The organism is Roseburia sp. MSJ-14, from assembly GCF_018918225.1.
Taxonomy (GTDB): domain Bacteria; phylum Bacillota; class Clostridia; order Lachnospirales; family Lachnospiraceae; genus Petralouisia.
The window spans coordinates 221,187-242,186 of record NZ_JAHLQD010000026.1; the positions used below are offsets into that span (position 1 = coordinate 221,187).

Annotated in this window: 17 protein-coding genes and 1 rRNA gene; 17 read left to right on the forward strand and 1 reads right to left on the reverse strand. The window is 38.3% G+C overall.

The window, feature by feature from the left end:
- Window positions 1-915 carry an alpha/beta hydrolase gene (locus KQI83_RS10995; RefSeq protein ID WP_216557769.1) on the forward strand — a complete coding sequence of 305 codons (915 nt, stop codon included), beginning with the start codon at window positions 1-3 and terminating at the stop codon, window positions 913-915.
- A 107-nt stretch (window positions 916-1,022) separates the two neighbouring features.
- Here KQI83_RS10995 and KQI83_RS11000 read toward each other — a convergent pair whose 3' ends face one another.
- Window positions 1,023-2,246, reverse strand: coding sequence for a 6-phosphofructokinase (locus tag KQI83_RS11000; protein WP_216557774.1), 1,224 nt, complete (start codon window positions 2,244-2,246; stop codon window positions 1,023-1,025).
- Between the two features lie 205 nt (window positions 2,247-2,451).
- On the opposite strand from KQI83_RS11000, the gene KQI83_RS11005 reads away from it, so the two are divergent.
- From KQI83_RS11005 to KQI83_RS11080, 16 genes are all read left to right on the forward strand, one after another.
- Window positions 2,452-2,694 (forward strand): hypothetical protein, encoded by a 243-nt coding sequence (locus KQI83_RS11005; RefSeq protein WP_216557777.1) that lies wholly within the window; start codon window positions 2,452-2,454, stop codon window positions 2,692-2,694.
- A 428-nt stretch (window positions 2,695-3,122) separates the two neighbouring features.
- A complete protein-coding gene (locus KQI83_RS11010; protein WP_216557780.1) occupies window positions 3,123-3,668 on the forward strand; it encodes a hypothetical protein in 546 nt (181 codons plus the stop codon).
- 58 nt (window positions 3,669-3,726) lie between these two features.
- Window positions 3,727-6,045 carry an ABC transporter substrate-binding protein gene (locus KQI83_RS11015; RefSeq protein WP_216557783.1) on the forward strand — a complete coding sequence of 773 codons (2,319 nt, stop codon included), beginning with the start codon at window positions 3,727-3,729 and terminating at the stop codon, window positions 6,043-6,045.
- 200 nt (window positions 6,046-6,245) lie between these two features.
- Window positions 6,246-7,232 (forward strand): ABC transporter permease, encoded by a 987-nt coding sequence (locus KQI83_RS11020; RefSeq protein WP_216557786.1) that lies wholly within the window; start codon window positions 6,246-6,248, stop codon window positions 7,230-7,232.
- A 14-nt stretch (window positions 7,233-7,246) separates the two neighbouring features.
- Entirely contained in the window at window positions 7,247-8,980 is a 1,734-nt protein-coding gene (locus KQI83_RS11025) for an ABC transporter permease (RefSeq protein ID WP_216557788.1), read from the forward strand.
- Between the two features lie 9 nt (window positions 8,981-8,989).
- The gene (locus KQI83_RS11030; RefSeq protein WP_216557791.1) at window positions 8,990-10,156 is read left to right on the forward strand and encodes an ABC transporter ATP-binding protein; all 1,167 of its coding nucleotides are present in this window, start codon (window positions 8,990-8,992) and stop codon (window positions 10,154-10,156) included.
- A 1-nt stretch (window position 10,157) separates the two neighbouring features.
- Entirely contained in the window at window positions 10,158-11,165 is a 1,008-nt protein-coding gene (locus KQI83_RS11035; RefSeq protein WP_216557795.1) for an ABC transporter ATP-binding protein, read from the forward strand.
- Window positions 11,158-11,436, forward strand: a complete 279-nt coding sequence (locus KQI83_RS11040) for a hypothetical protein (protein WP_216557798.1) — start codon at window positions 11,158-11,160, stop codon at window positions 11,434-11,436. Before KQI83_RS11035 ends, KQI83_RS11040 begins: the two co-directional genes overlap by 8 nt.
- Before the next feature lie 189 nt (window positions 11,437-11,625).
- A complete protein-coding gene (locus KQI83_RS11045) occupies window positions 11,626-13,350 on the forward strand; it encodes a cadherin-like beta sandwich domain-containing protein (protein ID WP_216557801.1) in 1,725 nt (574 codons plus the stop codon).
- 11 nt (window positions 13,351-13,361) lie between these two features.
- Window positions 13,362-13,730, forward strand: coding sequence for a GntR family transcriptional regulator (locus KQI83_RS11050; RefSeq protein ID WP_216557804.1), 369 nt, complete (start codon window positions 13,362-13,364; stop codon window positions 13,728-13,730).
- Between the two features lie 10 nt (window positions 13,731-13,740).
- Window positions 13,741-16,188 (forward strand): ATP-dependent Clp protease ATP-binding subunit, encoded by a 2,448-nt coding sequence (locus tag KQI83_RS11055; protein ID WP_216557808.1) that lies wholly within the window; start codon window positions 13,741-13,743, stop codon window positions 16,186-16,188.
- Window positions 16,189-16,250: 62 nt separating this feature from the next.
- On the forward strand, window positions 16,251-16,667 hold the full coding sequence (locus KQI83_RS11060) for an endosialidase (RefSeq protein ID WP_216557811.1): 417 nt from the start codon (window positions 16,251-16,253) through the stop codon (window positions 16,665-16,667).
- 77 nt (window positions 16,668-16,744) lie between these two features.
- Entirely contained in the window at window positions 16,745-18,112 is a 1,368-nt protein-coding gene (radA, locus tag KQI83_RS11065; protein ID WP_216557814.1) for a DNA repair protein RadA, read from the forward strand.
- An 11-nt stretch (window positions 18,113-18,123) separates the two neighbouring features.
- On the forward strand, window positions 18,124-18,774 hold the full coding sequence (gene deoC, locus KQI83_RS11070) for a deoxyribose-phosphate aldolase (RefSeq protein WP_216557817.1): 651 nt from the start codon (window positions 18,124-18,126) through the stop codon (window positions 18,772-18,774).
- A 97-nt stretch (window positions 18,775-18,871) separates the two neighbouring features.
- Window positions 18,872-19,639, forward strand: a complete 768-nt coding sequence (gene map / locus KQI83_RS11075; protein WP_216557820.1) for a type I methionyl aminopeptidase — start codon at window positions 18,872-18,874, stop codon at window positions 19,637-19,639.
- Between the two features lie 504 nt (window positions 19,640-20,143).
- Window positions 20,144-21,000 (forward strand): 16S ribosomal RNA (locus tag KQI83_RS11080); the annotation flags it as partial.

Consider the following 21,000-nt stretch of genomic DNA (forward strand, 5'->3'; position numbering starts at 1 on the left):
ATGGCAGAAGTCAGCACAAGAGGAAGAGTCATTCGGGAAATGATTGCACATGTTACCAATGACAACCTGATAGGAAGAAAAATTAAAACCGGAGAGTTACGAAAAAAGTTGATAGAACCCAAATGGCATTGTCCGGATTGTTTTCAAATGGAAGAGATAACCATGCCGAATTTTACCATGGAGTACTTATCGAGAAAGGAAAAACCACGCAAGGATTATGTGATTTTGCAGCTTCATGGCGGTGGATATATTGGAGCTATGCGCAATGCCTATCGTTCTTTCGCAGGTTTGTATTGCGAAGCAAGTAAAGGAATGAATGTCCTTACCATCGACTATCGCGTAGCACCGGAACATCCTTATCCGGCAGCCTTAGAAGATGCAGTTGCAGCTTTCGGATGGTTGAAAAAAGCAGGATGGCATAGCAGACAGATTATCGTAGCAGGAGATTCGGCAGGTGGAGGTTTGGCCTTAGCACTTTGTATGTATCTAAAAGATCATAATCGAAAGCTTCCAGGAGGATTGATTCTCATGTCCCCATGGGCGGACTTAACAGCCAGTGGACCATCTTACGAAGATAACTATGAACGTGACCCATTATTCGGAAATACCCGTGATAGTCTTATTTACAATAAAGACTATGTGGGGGATAATGACACGCGTCATCCATATATTTCACCTATGTTTGGAGAATATTGGGGATTTCCGCCAATGTTAATACAGGCAGGAGAAGTAGAAATGTTGTTAAGTGATTCGGTAGGAGTTGCCCATAAGGCAAAACAGCAAGGTGTGCGTGTGCGTTTCCATATTTATAAAGGAATGTTTCATGTATTTCAAATGGGAATGATGTTAATGCCGGAATCAAAAGCAGCATGGACAGAAATAAAACGGTACTTTGAAGTAGTAACAGGAAAATAAAGTACAAGAAAATAAGAACAAGTAAATATCACACTTAAGCATAAAAACAGGAAGAAATGCATTTGCACTTCTTCCTGTTTGCGTTACAAGTATTTAATATAGCTATTTTATACCAAATGTGCAACCGGAAGATATACCGGAAGACCATCTTTAAAGTCAACAACCGGTTCGCCCTGAATCAGAGGTTTCAGATAAGTCATCATTTCAGAAGTAACATCATTTCCCTCAGCATTAATATATTCCATAGGAACGCTCTTTACTTTGTTGGCAATATCTGCGATAGCAGTAGCACTATAGGAGACAGCGTAAGGAGTATTAGAGGTACGGGAAAGTGTTACCATTTTTCCGGTTTCGCCATTTCCGGCAAGTGTTACGCCAAATTCACCCTGAGCAAAGGATTCGTCTAAATCTGTCAGAGAAGCAATGTGTCCACCACATCGTTGTAAGATATTTACTTCTACGGAACGAACCTTTACATGCAGACGTTCCTGTACCAGATATTCCAAGGCTTTTCCTGCACCGCTTAACTGGCTATGTCCAAAATTATCTACCGCACCGGCAGAAGCACTGATATAATTGCCGTCTTTATCACGAATACCTTCGGAAACAGCAATAATTACATTGTCACGTTCCTGCAAAAGTCTGGAAACATCAGCTAAAAATGCCTCGGTATCAAAGTCACGTTCTGGCAGATAAATCAAATGAGGAGCAGTGGAATATTCATTTCTTGCAAGGGCAGAAGCAGCGGTAAGCCATCCTGCGTCACGTCCCATGATTTCCACAATGGTAACACTCTTTACATGATAAATCAGTGTATCATGTGAAATTTCCAAAATAGAAGATGCAACGTATTTTGCAGCAGAACCAAATCCGGGGGTATGGTCGGTAGCACATAAGTCGTTATCAATGGTTTTCGGAATACCGATGACACGAATGTCACTGCCAATAGAAGCACCATAAGCAGAAAGCTTGTCCACTGTATCCATAGAATCATTTCCGCCAATATAGAAAAAGGCACCGATATTCATTTCTGCGAATTTTTCAAAAATAAATTGATAAGGTTGAATATCGTCTTCCGGTTTTGGGAGTTTAAAGCGACAAGAACCAAGATACATGGCAGGAGTTCGCTTTAAAAGATTCAAAGTTTCTTCTTTTTGAAAAATATCGGTTAGGTCTAAGTATCTTCCTTCCAAGATACCGGTGATTCCATTTAAAGAACCATATATGCGGTCAAAATCAGAATGTTCCAATACACCTTTGATTACACCGGCGAGACTGGCATTAATTGCAGCGGTAGGACCGCCGGACTGGGCAACAAAACAGTTTTTCATCTGAGCTCTCCTTATTTAAAATTCATTTCATGTTAAGGTGGTACAGCACATCCGCTCGTACTCACCAAGTATTCATATTATACCAGAACTAAAAAAAACGCAACAAGAAAAAAACAAGTCCCGTTTTCGGTACATCTATTCTGCTAGAATAATCCCATAAGAAAGAGAGCCATATATAAATGTATAAGAAAGCGAGGATAAGCAAATGAAGAATAAAAATAAGAAAAAAGCAAACTTAGATATGGGAATGATTATTATCACAGGAATAATGTCAGTGATAGTTACCTTTTCATTATTATTAATAGCAGCCATTGTAACAGATACAGATATTGTTCTCTGGGACAAAACAAAAGCAATACCAGCCTTTTTAATTATGAACGGAGTTGTGTGGTGGTACTTTTTGAGTAGTGATGGGAAAAAAGAGTATAAAAAGCTAAAAAAAGCATAAGTTTATAAAAGTACGAGCATTTATAAGAATAAATAATAAATAAACTTGAATAAATATGCCAGACGGCAAAAAAAGGAGAAAAAGCGGGAAAGTATAAAAAATGTATGAAAAAAATAATGTGCAATTTATCACACTATCGCGTTGTTTAAATAAAGAGTTGAATAAAAATAATGAAAAAAGGCATATATATGCAAAAAAGTAGTAAAAATAACCCAAAAATACCAGTAGAAACGTATAGTACAAATAAAAACTTTATGATATACTTTAGAACATTGAAAAAAGTGTTTGCCACAGAAAGACGAATGTCCACAAAGCAAAAAACCGACAATTTCACTAGGTAAAACAGTAAAGCGGTAACACATTGACTTGTCGCTGGTTTGAAGCTGTGGTATAATGTGCCGTAACATTGTGTCGTAAAAGAGGATGGTATGAAGAAAAAGTTTGTCCAGGATTATAAGAGAAAATCAGGTGAAGATAAGTTTTCGTATGAAGGAGATTATTATATCTTCTATATGGAAGAAACAGACAAAAAGAAACGTTCTGTAATTCAATTGGTCTTTGCAGTATTGCAGATGGTTTTGATTGTTATCGCCGGTTTATTGAATAGTCCGGGAAGCTATAAGGCATACATCGTATTACCGTATCTTTGTATGATACTTCCGTTGATTTATTACACGATGGGAGCAGTAGGATTTTTTCGGATTCCGGAAAGAATGGAGAAACACCAGTATGAAATGACAATACTCCGGATGATGAAGTCGATATTGGCAATATTTTTTCTATGTATCTTTACCGTGGGTGCTGACGGAATGTTTCTTATAAGAAATAAAGAAAATACAGATACATTGTCAGAGGGAATATTTTTAGCAATAATGATAGTTCTGGCAGTAATGGATTATGTAGCACTTGTATATCACAATAAGATGTATAAGAGTGTAGTGGTAGAAGCACAGAAGCAGAAAGATACAAAATAATTTTGATATGAACGCAATTGCGTTTATATATATACCATATTTATAAGGAGGAAATATTATGAAAAAGAAATTACTTTCCCTTTTCCTCGTTGGATGCATGGCAGCAGGAATGCTTGCAGGATGCGGTAAAACTGACGATGGAAAAAAGACTTCTTCTGACAAAAAGACAGAAGCAAGTGATGGTGAAACACCATTAGTAGTGGGGTATGCACCTTTTAGCGCAAAGTTCAGTCCTTTCTTTGCAGACACACAGTACGATCAGGATGCAGCAAACATGACACAGATTCTACTTATCGGAACTGACAGAGCAGGCGGAATTATTTACAACGGTATTGAAGGACAGACAACATCTTACAACGGTACAGATTATACATACTATACCCCATCTGATGTAGATGTAAATATCGATGATGCAACTGGAGATACTACTTATACTATTAAGATGCGTGATGACCTTAAGTTCAGCGATGGAGAGCCAGTAACAGCTGACGATGTAATCTTTAATATGTATGTATTATGCGATAATGATTATGATGGAAGCAGCACATTGTATTCTCAGCCAATCAAAGGTGTGAAGGCATATCGTGCTAACTCTACAGCAGCAGATTCTGTAACAGATGAAATGGTTCAGGCTAAAATCGATGAAATGCCAGAAGATTTAGCTAACCAGATTAAAGAAACATTAATTACTCCATTACTTACATCCGAATTCGAATGGGTAAAATCAGACGTAGTTTCTGATCCTACTTCTTACGGATGCGAAGAGGGAATGACAGCAGCACAGTGTTTTGCAACATTATATGCAGTAGATGAAAATTATGATCCTGCAGATAAGGATGATGATACTGTATTAGCAGACATTATTGCACAGTACGGTTCAGATTATAAAACTTTAGCAACCAACTATGGTGATGAAAGTTATTTTGATGAAGATGTAACTAAACTTGCTGAAACTGCTGTAATCGAAGATATGAGAGCAGCTGGTGAAGGTGAAGAAGTTCCTAATATTTCCGGTATTACTCGTGTAGATGATTACACCGTACAGGTTGTAACTGATGGATATGATGCAACAACAATTTATCAGTTAGGACTTGCAGTTGCGCCAATGCATTACTATGGTGACAAGAGTCTGTATGATTATGATAACAACTCCTTTGGATTCACTCGTGGAGACTTATCTATCGTTCGTGAAAAGACAGATAAGCCAATGGGAGCTGGACCATATGTATTTGATAAATACGAAAACAAGACTATTTACTATACAGCAAATGAGAATTACTTCTTAGGTGCTCCAAAGACAAAGAATGTACAGTTCAAAGAAACTGCAGAAACAGAAAAAGTTACTGCAGTAGAGCAGGGAACAGTTGACTTAACAGATCCATCCGGAAGCAAAGAGACATTCGAGCAGATCGCTGGTATCAACAGCAATGGTGAGACTAGCGGAGATAAGCTTATCACAGATACAGTTGATAATCTTGGATATGGATACCTTGGTTGTAACGCAGATACTGTAAACGTTGGTGGAGATCCAAGTAGCGATGCTTCTAAAGATTTAAGAAAAGCAATGATGACAATCTTCTCCGTATATAGAGATGTTAATATTGACTCTTACTATGGCGATGCAGCAAGCATTATTAATTACCCAATTTCTAATACTTCTTGGGCTGCACCACAGAAATCTGATGCAGATTATGAAGTAGCTTACTCTAAGGATGTAAATGGTAACCCAATTTACACAGATGGAATGAGCGCAGATGAAAAATATGAAGCAGCAAAACAGGCAGCTTTAGGATATTTTGAAGCAGCTGGTTATACTGTAGAAAACGGTAAAGTAACAGCAGCACCAGAAGGTGCAAGCATGGAATATGAAGTAATTATTCCAGCAGAAGGTAGCTCAGACCATCCGGCATTTGGTATTTTAACAGATGCGAAAGAAGCTTTTGAGTCTATCGGTATTACATTAACAATCAATAACCCAAGTGATTCTAACGTTCTTTGGGATAAGTTAGATGCAGGAGAACAAAACTTCTGGACAGCAGCTTGGGGAGCAACCATTGACCCGGATATGTATCAGGTATACTACAGCACAAATGTTGTAGGACAGGGTGGAACAAACTCTAACCATTATCACATTGCAGATCCAGAATTAGACTCTTTAATTATGGAAGCTCGTACAAGTGATGATCAGGCATTCCGTAAGGCAGAGTATAAACAGTGCTTGGATATTATCTTAGACTGGGCAGTAGAACTTCCTACTTACCAGAGAGAAAACTGTGTAATCTACAGTCCAGAACGTATCAATGAGGATACAATGACAAAAGATGTTACACCATTCTACGGATGGTTAAACGAAGTTCAGAATGTAGAAATGAAATAATAGAATCAAATAAGATTCAAAATTGGCTTTGAGCCCGCATCCTGTGGGCTCAAAGTTATTGTTAAGAGGTAGCGCATTCTTATGGGGCAGAAATGAAAGCGCAGAACAATATTAAGGTAGAAAATAATATACTTTTTTGGGAGCGAGTAAAGTATTTTAATATAGAAGAGATAAGGAAAGAGAGATAGGAGAGTGGAACGATGAAAAAGTTCATAGCAAAGCGTTTAGGAATAAGCATTGTAATCCTGTTCTTCGTAACATTAATTATTTATTCTATCATGAGATGTATGCCAACATCCTATGTAGAAAATAAGGCGAGAGAAATGTCTTCTAAGCCAGGTGCAAAATCATACGAAGAGTGGTTAGATCAGTTAAATGAGTCTTATGGATTAAATGTTAACATTCCACAGGGATATGTGGTCTGGATGGGACATGTTTTTCAAGGTGATTTTGGAGATTCCTGGCAGTGGAATGTACCTGTAATTGAAAAATTTAAAGATGTTATTTGGTATTCCTTTGCGTTAGGAGCGGTTTCATTTATATTAGAAATAGTAATAGCGATACCTTTGGGAATATTAGCGGCAAGGAAACAGTATTCGAGAACCGATTATGCAGTTACAGTTATTGCATTGATTGGTATTTCATTACCAAGCTTTTTCTTTGCAACGGTATTAAAAATGATATTTTCTGTAAAATTAGGCTGGTTAGACTTATATGGAATTGTAGGTCGTATGCATGAACAGTTAAGTCCATTTGGACAGTTCTTAGATTATGCAAAACACTTAATTCTTCCGGTTATAACCTTGACAATTGTAAGTATCGGAAGTTTGATGCGTTATACAAGAACCAACATGCTTGAAGTATTGAATTCAGATTTTATCCGTACTGCAAGAGCAAAGGGACTTTCAGAAAAACGTGTTATCAATCATCATGCATTTCGTAATACATTGATTCCGATTGTTACCATCTTAGGAGGAAGTCTTCCGGGATTATTTGCAGGAGCAATGATTACCGAGCAGTTGTTCCAGATACCGGGAATTGGATATGTATCTTATTTAAGTATGACCAGAGGAGATATTCCATTCTCCATGTTCTATTTGACATTTTTGGCAATATTATCATTGCTGGGTAACTTGATTGCGGATATTCTTTATGCAGTAGTTGACCCACGAGTACGAGTTCACTAGGAAGGAGAAGCACGATGAGCGAAGAAAAGAATTTAGATACAAAGCATAATAGCACATCTACTTCTTTGGATGATGAGCAAAGAGTAAAAGTGCTGTCACCAGGTATGATGGTTGCAAAACGTTTCTTTCGTAACCGTTTAGCCATGGTTGGTTTGATTATTATTGTCTGTATGTTTTTATTTTCATTTGTAGGAGGAATGTTTGCTCCTTACAGTGAAAAACAGGTATTCCGTACCACAGAGACAGCTATTAAGGATTATGCAGGTGTAGCAGAAAATAAAGACTGGCAGTATAGTATTGCGGATGGAAAGGATTTTCCGGCAGCAGCACAGGCACAGATGATTCTTGCAATTAATAAAGAACAAACAAGTTTCACAGCAAAAGATGTTACTTATGGATTGTTGAAAAAAAGCGATAATTTGTATTATATTGTTCAGGGTGAAGAGATAGCTACTACAACAAATGTACGTGGAGCTTTTAATTATAACGAAGTAGTAGCAGGTAAGCTTACAGACAGCGTAAAGGCAGCTTATGAAGCAGCAGTAGCTACAAATGCAACAGAGTTTGATGCAGATGGTGTTCATTACAGCATTACTCAGAAGGGACGTATGACCAGTATCAATGTGGCAGAAAATATTGCAATTGCATCTAAATTTGTATTTAGTGGCGCTACAGCAGATATTCAGCCGTCCTTTACATTCAAGTGTGCGGCTTTAGATGCAGTAGAAGCAGAAACTACATCCGTAGAAATTGAAGGAACCACATATACCATTAAAGAAAATGACGAGGGTGCATTGTTTTATAAAGATGGCAAAGAATATGTTCTTGTGTCTACTTATAATATCAGCCCTGCAAATGATGGTGTTTTCTTAACTTTGGATTTTAGAAGAGCTGCATTAGAAGCAATTGACAAAGGAAAAGAAAAGTTTTCCTATACCGATGAAGAAGGAAAAGAAACAGAATATGTTTTAAAACGTAAGAATGAACAGTACACCGTAAGAAATTATGTGGAAACGCAGGTAAACGATACATATGCCAAACCTTCCAAAACACATATCCTCGGAACGGATGGACATGGTATGGATATGCTGACACGTTTGATGTTCGGTGGTAGAATTTCCCTTATGGTAGGATTTGTTACCGTTATTTTGGAAGTGTTTATCGGTGTTATCATGGGAGGCGTTGCCGGATATTTCGGCGGCTGGGTAGATACCCTGATTATGCGACTGGTAGATATTTTCTATTGTATCCCGTCTTTGCCATTATATATTATTTTAGGAGCCATCATGGACTTCTGGAAAATTGATCCACAGCTTCGTATTTTCGTGTTATGTGCTATGTTAGGATTGTTAGGATGGGCAGGTGTTGCGCGTATGGTGCGTGGACAGATTCTTTCCTTGCGTGAACAAGAGTTTATGACAGCAGCAGAAGCATTAGGAATTAGTACTCATAGAAGAATTTTTGTACACTTAATTCCAAACGTAGTTCCACAGTTGATTGTTATTGCAACCATGGGACTTGGTGATACTATTTTAACAGAAGCAACATTATCCTTCTTAGGATTGGGCGTTAAATTCCCATATGCTTCTTGGGGAAACATTATCAATGCAGTAAACGATTCTTATGTTATGACAAACTTCTGGTTTGTATGGATTCCGGCAGGTATCTTGATTTTGCTGACCGTTTTAGGATTTAACTTTATCGGTGACGGACTTCGTGATGCATTTGACCCGAAAATGAAGAGGTAGGTGAGCAGTATGGGATTATTTGGAAATAAAAATAAAAACAATGCAAATTATATTTCAGCAAAAGAATCCAGACGAATTTCCAAGGAGAATCGTAAAATTACTGCTGAAATAGAGAAAAAGAGAAATCGTAAAAATATTCCGAAAGAAGAATATATTACAAAAATGAAAAATCCGAACAATGTAGTGGAATTTGATAATGTACACACATATTTCTTTACAGATATCGGAGTAGTAAAGGCAGTAGATGGAGTATCCTTTGAAGTACCAAAAGGAAAAACAGTAGGTATCGTAGGAGAATCTGGTTGTGGAAAGTCTGTAACAAGTCTTTCCATGATGCAGTTAGTACAAAGACCTACCGGTCAGACAGTAGAAGGAGAAATCCGTTTTGATGCGGGAGATCAGGTATACAATGTTGTAAATACTCCGACTTCTGAAATGCAGAAGTTAAGAGGAAATCAAATGGCAATGATTTTTCAGGAGCCAATGACTTCCTTGAATCCGGTATTCCGCATTGGTGATCAGGTAGATGAAGTAATTGCACTGCATAATCCAAGCATGAGCAAGGAAGAAGTAAAAGAAAGAACAATTGAAATGTTGAAAATGGTTGGAATTGCCAACAGCGAAGGTGTTTATAGCATGTATCCACACGAGCTGTCAGGTGGTATGCGCCAGCGTATCATGATTGCTATGGGACTTGCATGTAGTCCGAAACTGATTGTTGCAGATGAACCAACAACAGCATTAGATGTTACTATTCAGGCACAGATTTTGGACTTATTGCGTGGATTAAAAGAAAAAATCAACAGTTCCATCATGCTTATTACACATGACCTTGGAGTAATTGCAGAAATGGCAGATTATGTAGTTGTTATGTATGCAGGTCGTGTGGTCGAAAAAGGAACTGCTCAGGAAATTTTTAAAGATCCACGTCACCCATATACGATTGGACTTATGAATTCCAAACCGGTAGTTGGCAAAAAAGTAGACAGACTTTACAGTATTCCAGGAAAAGTACCAAATCCAATTGATATGCCAAACTATTGTTACTTCAAAGATCGTTGCGAAATGTGTGTAGAAGCATGTAATGGTGCATATCCGGAAGAAATTAAGATTTCTGATACACATTTTGTAAGTTGTTATCGCCATGTAAATGATGCTGTGAAGGAGGAGAAATAATATGTCAGTAGAAAAAGAAAAGATACAAGAACCTCTCGTTCACAATGATGAAAATATATTAGAAGTCAGCCATTTAAAGAAGTATTTCCCAATCAAGGGAACACTTGGTTCTACCAAAGGCGAAGTAAAGGCAGTAGACGATGTAAGCTTTAACATCAAAAGAGGAACTACCATGGGATTGGTAGGAGAATCAGGTTGTGGAAAGTCTACAACAGGACGTACAATTTTACGTTTGATTGAAAAAACAGATGGACAGGTATTATTTAATGGAATTGATGTAAATAAAGCCAGCAAAAAGGAAATGCGTGAACTGCGTACCAAAATGCAGATTATTTTCCAGGATCCATACTCCTCTTTATCACCAAGACTTCCAATCGGAGAAATTATTGGAGAAGCTGTAAAGGAGCATAACCTTGTTCCGAAGGATGAATACGATGCATATATTACAAAAATTATGAATTCCTGTGGATTGCAGGAATATCATAAAGATAGATACCCACATGAGTTTTCGGGTGGACAGCGTCAGAGAATTTGTATTGCAAGAGCGATTGCAGTAAATCCGGAATTTATCGTTTGCGATGAGCCGGTATCTGCGTTGGATGTATCTATTCAGGCACAGGTTATTAACTTGTTAAAAGATTTGCAGGATGAATATAATCTTACTTACTTATTTATTTCACACGATTTATCTGTAGTAGAACATATTTCTGATACAGTAGGTGTTATGTATTTAGGTGGATTGGTAGAAACAGGAGCTACCGAGGATATATTCAAAAATCCATTACATCCTTATACAAAAGCATTATTTAGTGCAATTCCAATTCCTGACCCGGATGCAAAGCTGGATCGTATCATTTTGGAAGGAAGTATTCCTTCACCGGCAAATCCACCAGCAGGATGTAAGTTCCATACCAGATGTTCTGAATGCATGGAGATTTGTAAAAAACAGGCTCCAAAGGTAAAAGATATGGGTAACGGACATATGGTAAGGTGTCATTTGTATGACTAGGAAAGGGTTCCCGGGCTTCAACTCAAAAGACAGATATATAGATGAATTACTGGCAAATCAGGAAAGAGAGTTAGCAGAGCTTCGGAAAGAACCGGAGGAACGGGAAAGAGAACAACAGGAAAATTTATACAAGCAAGAGGAACAGTTGACAAAGCAGGAAACCAGAAAGATGATGGTGAGTGCTACTCTGGCAGGCTTAGCAATCGGAATGGTTTTTATCGGTGCCATGTTTTTGTTTATTATGTTCTGTATCAATGTATGGTTTAAATAGAAGATAGTTGTACAGGATAAAAGAGCAGTCGAAAGGCTGCTCTCTTTCTATATCTAGTAAGAAATGTGGAAAGCACACAATATTTAGCGGATAAGCCTTGACAATAATAGACAGAAAAAACTATAATGTTACTAAGTGAAAGTGGGTATTCATATGTTTAGAATAGATAGCGGAGAAAGGAGCAATAGAATGAAAAGGTGGAAAAAATATTTAGGATTGATAATGGGAATGATAATGACAATTGCAGTCTTGCCTTCTTTAATGGTACATGCTAGTGGAAAAGTGGTAATAGCAGTGTCAGGTTCCAGTTTAAATATAGGAGATAGTGTGACCGTAACAGCAACAGCGCAAAATGATAATGGAGAACAAGTGTCTACAACATTAGAATTTAGTTATGACAGTAGTAAACTTTCCTTTGTAAGCTGTAGCAATTCAGGTTATTCCGGAGGAGAAGGCGGAAAAGTTCAAGTCACAGCAGGAAGAGCAACCATTACCTTGAAGGCAACAGCAGCAGGGACAGCAGCTGTATCAGCCAGCAGCACGGATGGCTTAACAGCAGGAGGAACGAAGCTTGCAATAAGTGATGGAACGACCTCTACTACACAGTCAGGGGATAACAGTTTGTCATCATTACAGATATCGGCAGGGACATTATCTCCGGCATTTAACTACAAGACAACCAGTTATACAGCCACTGTAGGAGCAGACGTAAATGAAATTTCCGTAGATGCAAAGCCATCCAACACCAATGCTACGATTGAATCTATTACCGGTAATACGGATTTAAAAGAAGGAACCAACAATATCAGCATTGTAGTAAAAGCTGAAAATGGAGCAATGGCTACTTATAAAATTGCAGTAACCAAAGGCGGAACAGCTACGACACCGGAAACACCGGAGGAAGAAGACCAGGGAACCGCAGAGGATAATCCGGATGCAATTGTAATTAATGGACATGAGTATAGTTTGTCCGCAACGATACCAAATGACAGAGTGCCGGCAGATTTTACCAAGACAACGGTAACCTGTAAAGGACAAGGGGTAGAAGCACTTCAGTTTAACATGGGTGATGTGGTATTGGTATACCTTACAACTCCGGATACAGAAGTGAAAAATACATTAGCGGTGTATAATCAGCAGACAGATAGCATTTATCCATTTGCAAAACTTGAAGCAGGAAATAGCTATTATATTTTATTAAATCCACCAACAGATGCGGAATTACCGGATAGTTATGCAACATCTACCCTGGATTTAGGTGATTATGGTACAGTAACCGCTTTTGGAAATCAAGAGCCAAGCCTGAGTGATTTCTATTTGTTATATGCAATCAGCAATCAGGGAAATACTGGCTGGTACCAATATGACAAGGCAGAACAGACAGTACAACGTTATGTTCAGCAAAGTGAAAATGGGACAGTAGATGCGGAAGCATTAAATGCTGACATTAAGAGCCTGCAGAATTCATATGATAAATTAGACAAACAGTATAGTAGTGAAAAGAATTTTGCAAGAAGAACAATAGCAATTTTGGTTTTTATCATTGCAGTACTTGTAGTTGTCATGGTAAATATTATTCTTCGTGGTAAGAAAAATGAGGATGAATGGGAAGACGATTTTAATGAGGTACCCAAAAGATTTCGTAAAAAGGTAGAAGAGCCGGAAGAAACGGAAGAACTGGATATGGAAGAACCAGAAGAAAAAGCAGAAAAACCAAAACATAGTTTTTGGAAGAAAAAAATCACAGAAGAAGTAGAAGAGGAAGAAGAGATTATAGAAGAATCTGAGCCGAAAATTCCGGAAAAGAAGAAGCCGGAGAAAAAGACACCAGAGAAAAAAGCACCGGAGAAAAAAGAACCGGTAACGAAAGATACAGACGATGATTTTGAAGTAATCGATTTAGATGATCTGTAAAAGGTGATACTATGTATATAGAAATTGATTTTAACAGTGATGAGGCTATTTATATGCAATTGCGTAATCAAATTGTATTCGGAATAGCTACCAATCAATATCAGGAGGGAGAATCACTCCCTTCTGTACGTCAGCTTGCAGAAAGTATTGGAATTAATATGCATACCGTAAATAAGGCATATCATGTATTGCGGCAGGAAGGATTTATTAAGTTAGATCGAAGAAATGGAGCTGTAATTTTTTTAGAAGAAGGAAAAATACAAGCAATACAGGAAATGAAAGAAACTCTGCGAGTAATTCTTGCAAAGGCAGTATGTAAAAATATTTCACGGGAAGAAGTCCATGAGTTAATAGACGAAATATTTGAAGAGGATTATTAGGAGGACAGCAATGCAGAAACAGTATACGCAGAAGGCAAAAAAGGCATTAGAGCTGGCAACGCGTTTATCTCAGAAGATGCACCATAATTATATTGGAACCGAGCATATTTTATTAGGATTGATTCAGGAAAAGACAGGAGTAGCAGCACAGGTTTTATTAGAAAATAAAGTAGATGCTGAAAAGTTGTTGGATTTGATTCAAGAGCTAATTGCACCAGAGGGTGGAGTGTTGATTTTAGATGAGGATGGATATTCCCCTAGAACAGCAAATGTATTAGAAAATGCAGCCAAAGAAGCAGAAAGATTCAGAAGTGAAAAAATTGGAACAGAACACTTGCTTTTAGCAATATTAAAAGAAAATGAGTCCGCGGCAGTACGTTTATTAAATACTATGGGTATTAATTTACAGAAATTATATATTGATTTATTAGTTGCCATGGGCGAAGAAGGAAGTTTTTCAAAGGAAGAATTGAAATCTGCAAAAACCAGAAAAAAGAATCTGGAGGCAACTCCGGTATTAGATCAATTTTCCAGAGACTTAACAAAGTTAGCTGAAGAAGGAAGAATGGATCCGGTGATTGGAAGAGAACAAGAAATACGTCGTGTGATTCAGATATTAAGCCGTAGAGGAAAAAACAACCCATGTTTAATCGGAGAGCCCGGTGTTGGAAAAACAGCTATTGCAGAAGGACTTGCACAACAGATTGCAATGGGAGTGGTACCGGACACCGTAGCAGGAAAGCGTGTTGTAACCTTGGATTTATCCAGTATGATTGCAGGGTCGAAATATCGAGGAGAATTTGAAGAACGAATTAAAAAAGTAATACGAGAAGTAGTGGCAGCAGGAAATATTTTATTGTTTTTAGATGAGATTCATACAATCATTGGTGCCGGTGGTGCAGAAGGAGCAATGGATGCTTCCAATATATTAAAACCTTATTTGGCAAGAGGTGAATTGCAATTAATCGGAGCTACTACCATAGAAGAATATCGAAAATATATTGAAAAAGATGCTGCGTTGGAACGAAGATTTCAGCCGGTAGTCGTAGAAGAACCTTCTGAAGAAGAAAGCATCAAAATTCTCGAAGGATTACGAGAATTATATGAGAAACACCATCAGGTAAAAATTACTGATGAGGGAATTGAGGCGGCAGTTAAGTTATCAGAACGTTATATTTCAGACCGATTCCTTCCGGACAAAGCCATTGACTTAATGGATGAAGCAGCAGCAAAAGTACGTTTAGAAAGAGTGAAAACCGTAGAGCCATTGCAAAAATTACAGCTTCAGATTCGTGAATTAGAAGAAGAATTAGAAGAAGCAGTTCAAAAAATGGAATTAGAAAAAGCGGCGGAATTAAAAAGAAGACGAGAAGAACTACAGGAAGAATATACTAAGTTACAGGAAAAAGCAAGAAAAGACAGCAGACGAAGAAAGCCACAGGTAGGAGAAAACGAAATTGCAGAAGTAGTTTCTCAATGGACAAAGATTCCGGTAAAGAAATTAGCAGAAGCAGAAACAGCAAAATTACGCAAATTAGAGATAGTACTTCATAAGCGTGTTGTAGGACAGGAAGAAGCAGTAAGTGCAGTTGCAAAGGCAGTACGTCGTGGCAGAGTAGGACTCAAAGACCCGAAACGTCCAATTGGCTCATTCCTGTTTTTAGGACCTACCGGAGTAGGAAAAACAGAAATATCAAAGGCATTAGCAGAGGCGATGTTTGGAACAGAAAGTGCTATGATTCGAGTAGATATGTCTGAATATATGGAAAAACACAGCGTTTCCAAAATGATTGGTTCACCTCCAGGATATGTAGGATATGAAGAAGGTGGGCAATTAAGCGAAAAAGTAAGACGCAATCCATATTCGGTAATTTTATTTGATGAAATTGAAAAAGCACATCCTGATGTATTCAATATATTACTTCAGGTATTAGACGATGGACATATTACAGATGCTCAGGGAAGAAAAGTAGATTTTAAAAATACCATTATTATTATGACATCCAATGCAGGAGCACAATCCATTATAGAACCGAAACGTTTGGGATTTGCAACAGTAGACGATGCAAAACATAACTACGAATTAATGAAAAACGGTGTTATGGAAGAAGTAAGAAGGATATTTAAACCAGAATTTTTAAATCGAATCGATGAAACAATTGTATTCCATGCATTGACAAAAGAAGACATGAAAAAGATTGTAACACTTTTAAGCAAAACACTAATAGACCGTTGCAAAAATCAAATGGGCATTACTTTAAATATTACACCGGCAGTAAAAAAATATATCGTAGACAAAGCGTATAATCCAAAGTATGGAGCACGTCCGCTACGTCGTATGATTCAAAGTAAAATAGAAGATGGATTAGCAGAAGAAGTGTTAGCCGGTAAGGTGAAAAATCAAGATACCGTAAATGTAGTTTTAAAGAAAAAAGAAATTGCATTTGTGAAAGTATAGCAGTATAATGAAAAATACAAAAAGAACGTAAGACAAATGATTGTCAACAGGAGGATAATAAAATGGCTGTAGTAGAAGAACTGATTCGTACAGAGAACGGAACTATCAGTTTTGGGAATTATGAATTAGCATCCAAATCAAAGGTAGAAGATTTTGAGTTTGGCGGAGATTTGTATAAGGTAAAGACTTTCAAAGAAATTACAAAACTAGAGAAAAATGGAATGTTTGTATACGAATCCGTACCGGGAACAACAGTTCATCAGCTTAAGGTAACAGAAGCAGGCGTATCCTTTGATGTAGAGGGGGCAGAAGATGCACAGATTACTTTGGAGCTTGAGGAAGAGAAAGAATACAAGGTTTTAGTGGACGATGTAAACGTAGGACATATGAAAACCAATCTTGGTGGCAAGCTTAATCTCGGTGTAGAATTAAATAATGGAACACCGGTAAATGTAAAAATTGAAAAGATTGCTGAATAGCATGACAGATAAATGAGGTTGTTGTGTAACACAACAGCCTCATTGTATTATAAAAAATAAAAATTAGGAGGAAATAAATGGCGAAGGGGAAAAATGTTACAGTATATTTTTGCCAGTCCTGTGGATATGAGTCTTCAAAATGGATGGGACAATGTCCGGGATGTAAAGAATGGAATACATTCGTAGAAGAAGTTGTTGAAAAAAAGACAGCAGGAAAATTAAAAAGTGTAGCAGGTGGAAATCAAGAATTAAAGTCTTATAAGCTATCAGAGATTGATATGCAGGAAAAAGAACGAATGAAGACCAGATTTCCCGAATTAGACAGAGTTCTTGGTGGAGGAGTGGTTCCGGGCTCTATGATACTGGTAGGAGGAGATCCGGGAATTGGAAAGTCCACCTTACTACTTCAAGTGTGCAGAAATTTGTCAGATACTATGAGCGTATTATATGTATCAGGAGAAGAATCGCTGCAACAGATAAAAATGCGTGCAGAGCGAATCGGAACATTTTCCGATAATTTACAATTATTATGTGAGACTAATCTGGAACGAGTAGAACAGGTAATTGAACGTCAAAAACCAAACGTTGTAATTATTGACTCTATTCAAACCATGTATAACGAGGAAGTTAGTTCAGCACCGGGAAGTGTTTCTCAGGTAAGAGAATCTACAGGAAGGCTCATGCAGATTGCCAAAGGAATGGGAATTACCGTATTTATAGTAGGTCATGTTACAAAAGAAGGTGTAGTGGCAGGACCTCGTGTACTAGAACATATGGTAGATACGGTGTTGTATTTTGAAGGAGATAGGCATGCGTCCTATCGTATTTTGCGTGGCGTAAAGAATCGCTTTGGTTCCACAAATGAAATTGGTGTATTTGAAATGTGCGAAGAAGGATTACGGGAAGTAGCAAATCCATCCGAGTTTATGTTAAATGGAAAACCAGAAGGAGCCAGTGGTTCGGTAGTGGCTTGCTCCATGGAAGGAACCAGACCGGTACTGCTGGAAGTGCAGGCATTAGTATGCCATAGTAGTTTTGGAATTCCGCGAAGAACAGCAGCAGGAACAGACTTAAACCGAGTAAATCTTTTGATGGCAGTGTTAGAAAAAAGAGCAGGCCTTTCCTTGTCTAATTGTGATGCATATGTAAATATTGCAGGAGGCATTCGCATGAGCGAACCGGCTATTGACCTTGGAATTGTTATGGCAATTGCTTCAAGTTATAAAGACAAGGCAATTGACGAAAAAACCATTTGTTTTGGAGAAGTTGGATTAAGCGGAGAAGTGCGAGCTGTAAATATGGCGCAACAGCGCGTAGCAGAAGCAAGAAAACTGGGATTTGATACTTGCATTTTACCTAAAGTGTGTATTTCAGGTCTTACAGACACAAAAGGAATAAAAATCATCGGTGTAGAAAATATTCAAGAAGCAATTCGTCAAATGTAAAGGGAGAAAAAATGGAAAGAAAAGAAATTTTAAAAACAGTAGATCATACCCTATTAGCACAGACAGCTACATGGGAAGAAATAAGAAAAATTTGTGATGATGCAGTAACTTATGGAACTGCATCTGTGTGTATCCCGCCTTCTTATGTAAAACAAGCATACGAATACTTAGGAAAAGAAAAAACAATTTGTACAGTAATCGGATTTCCAAACGGATACAATACCACAGCAGTAAAAGAATTTGAAACCAAAGATGCCATAGCAAATGGTGCAGACGAGATAGACATGGTAATCAACTTGGGATGGGTAAAAGATAGACGATATGATTTGATAGAACAGGAGATAAGAGTATTAAAGGTAGCCTGCGGAGAAAAAATATTAAAGGTTATTATTGAAACCTGTCTCTTGACGCAGGAAGAAAAAATAGAACTATGTAAAGTAGTGACAGCAGCAGGAGCGGATTTTATAAAAACATCCACTGGTTTTTCCACAGCAGGAGCAACCTTTGATGACGTACAATTATTTGCAGAGCATGTAGGAAAAGAAGTAAAAATAAAAGCGGCAGGAGGAATTTCATCCTTTGATGATGCAGAAAAATTTATTTCTCTGGGAGCAAGTCGATTAGGAACCAGCCGTCTTGTAAAACTGGCGAAACAGGAATAAGTGAGAAATATTTTCCAACAAAATACTGCAAAAAGTAGTATAATAGCTAAGAATAAATATGATATCACTATAATGATGTAGAAAAGAGCGTTGAAGGATGAGATTAAGAAGACCACAAATTATTGTAAAAAACAAAGAGCAGCTGGAAGGAATCCGAGAAAGTGGCAAGCGAAACATAGAGATTCTGGATACAGTAGCAGAAAAAATCCAAGAAGGAATGACAACAGAAGACATCGACCATATTGTTTATGAGACAACCAAAAAGCTGGGAGGAATTCCGGCTCCGTTAAATTATGAAGGATTTCCAAAGAGTGTATGTACTTCGGTCAATAGTCAGGTGTGCCATGGAATTCCGTCAAAAGATGTGATTTTAAAGTCAGGAGATATTATAAATGTAGACGTTTCCACCATTTATAAAGATTATTTTTCAGATTCATCACGCATGTTTTGTATAGGAAAAGTATCGGATGAAGCTCGTAAGTTGGTAGAGGTTACAAAAGAAGCAGTATACGAGGGCTTAAAACAGGTATATCCGGGCAATCGTTTTGGAACCATGGGAAATGCAGTGCACCAGTATGCAAAACAATACGGTTATACAGTAGTACGTCAAATTGGCGGACATGGTGTAGGACTTGAATTCCATGAAGAACCATATGTAAGCTTTGTATCGAAGGCAGGTACGGGAGCAATATTTGAGCCGGGAATGGTATTTACCATAGAACCAATGGTAAATCAGGGAACAGACGAGATTTATATAGATGGTAATAATGACTGGACAGTCTATACTATGGATGAAAAATTATCAGCTCAATGGGAAATTATGGTTGCAGTCACCGAAAACGGCTATGAAGTTATGGCATATTAGAATTTAGAAAACGATGCCCTCGCAAGGGAGTAAATACCTGTTGCGAGGGTAAATTATGTGAAAAGTTAAAATAATATAAAAAAACACAGACAATTCACACAATTCAAGAAAAAAAGACATAAAAACTTACTTTAATTTTATTTATAAAACTTGTTGACACCAACCGACAAACGTGGTAAGATAACATTCGTCGCTGAGAACGGCGGCAAAAACATGAAGAACTTTGTGTCAGAGAAAACAGTCTGAAAAATACAAAACTTCAAAAAAATAAAAAAAGTTGTTGACAAAAGCGAATGACCGTGATAAGATATAGAAGTTGTCGCTTGAGACAACAAAACAAACAACCTTGATAACTGAACAGTGAAACAACCTTGAAAGATTCTAAGAGTTTTCGCCTGATAAGGCGGAAGAGTCAGTAAGAACTGACAGAATTTTTTGCAGGACAGCATCAAAAGATGCGACCTTAAAACAGTAAGCCAGAAAAGATTCTGGTTAGGAAAAACTTTTTTAGAGAGTTTGATCCTGGCTCAGGATGAACGCTGGCGGCGTGCTTAACACATGCAAGTCGAACGAAGCACTTTATTTGATTTTCTTCGGGAATGATTATTTTGTGACTGAGTGGCGGACGGGTGAGTAACGCGTGGGTAACCTGCCTCACACAGGGGGACAACAGCTGGAAACGGCTGCTAATACCGCATAAGCGCACAGCTTCGCATGGAGCAGTGTGAAAAACTCCGGTGGTGTGAGATGGACCCGCGTCTGATTAGGTAGTTGGTGGGGCAACGGCCTACCAAGCCGACGATCAGTAGCCGACCTGAGAGGGTGACCGGCCACATTGGGACTGAGACACGGCCCAAACTCCTACGGGAGGCAGCAGTGGGGAATATTGCACAATGGGCGAAAGCCTGATGCAGCGACGCCGCGTGAGCGAAGAAGTATTTCGGTATGTAAAGCTCTATCAGCAGGGAAGAAAATGACGGTACCTGACTAAGAAGCTCCGGCTAAATACGTGCCAGCAGCCGCGGTAATACGTATGGAGCAAGCGTTATCCGGATTTACTGGGTGTAAAGGGAGCGTAGGCGGCAGGGCAAGTCTGATGTGAAAACCCGGGGCTCAACCCCGGGACTGCATTGGAAACTGTTCGGCTGGAGTGTCGGAGAGGCAAGCGGAATTCCTAGTGTAGCGGTGAAATGCGTAGATATTAGGAGGAACACCAGTGGCGAAGGCGGCTTGCTGGACGATTACTGACGCTGAGGCTCGAAAGCGTGGGGAGCAAACAGGATTAGATACCCTGGTAGTCCACGCCGTAAACGATGAATACTAGGTGTCGGGGAGCAAAGCTCTTCGGTGCCGCAGCAAAC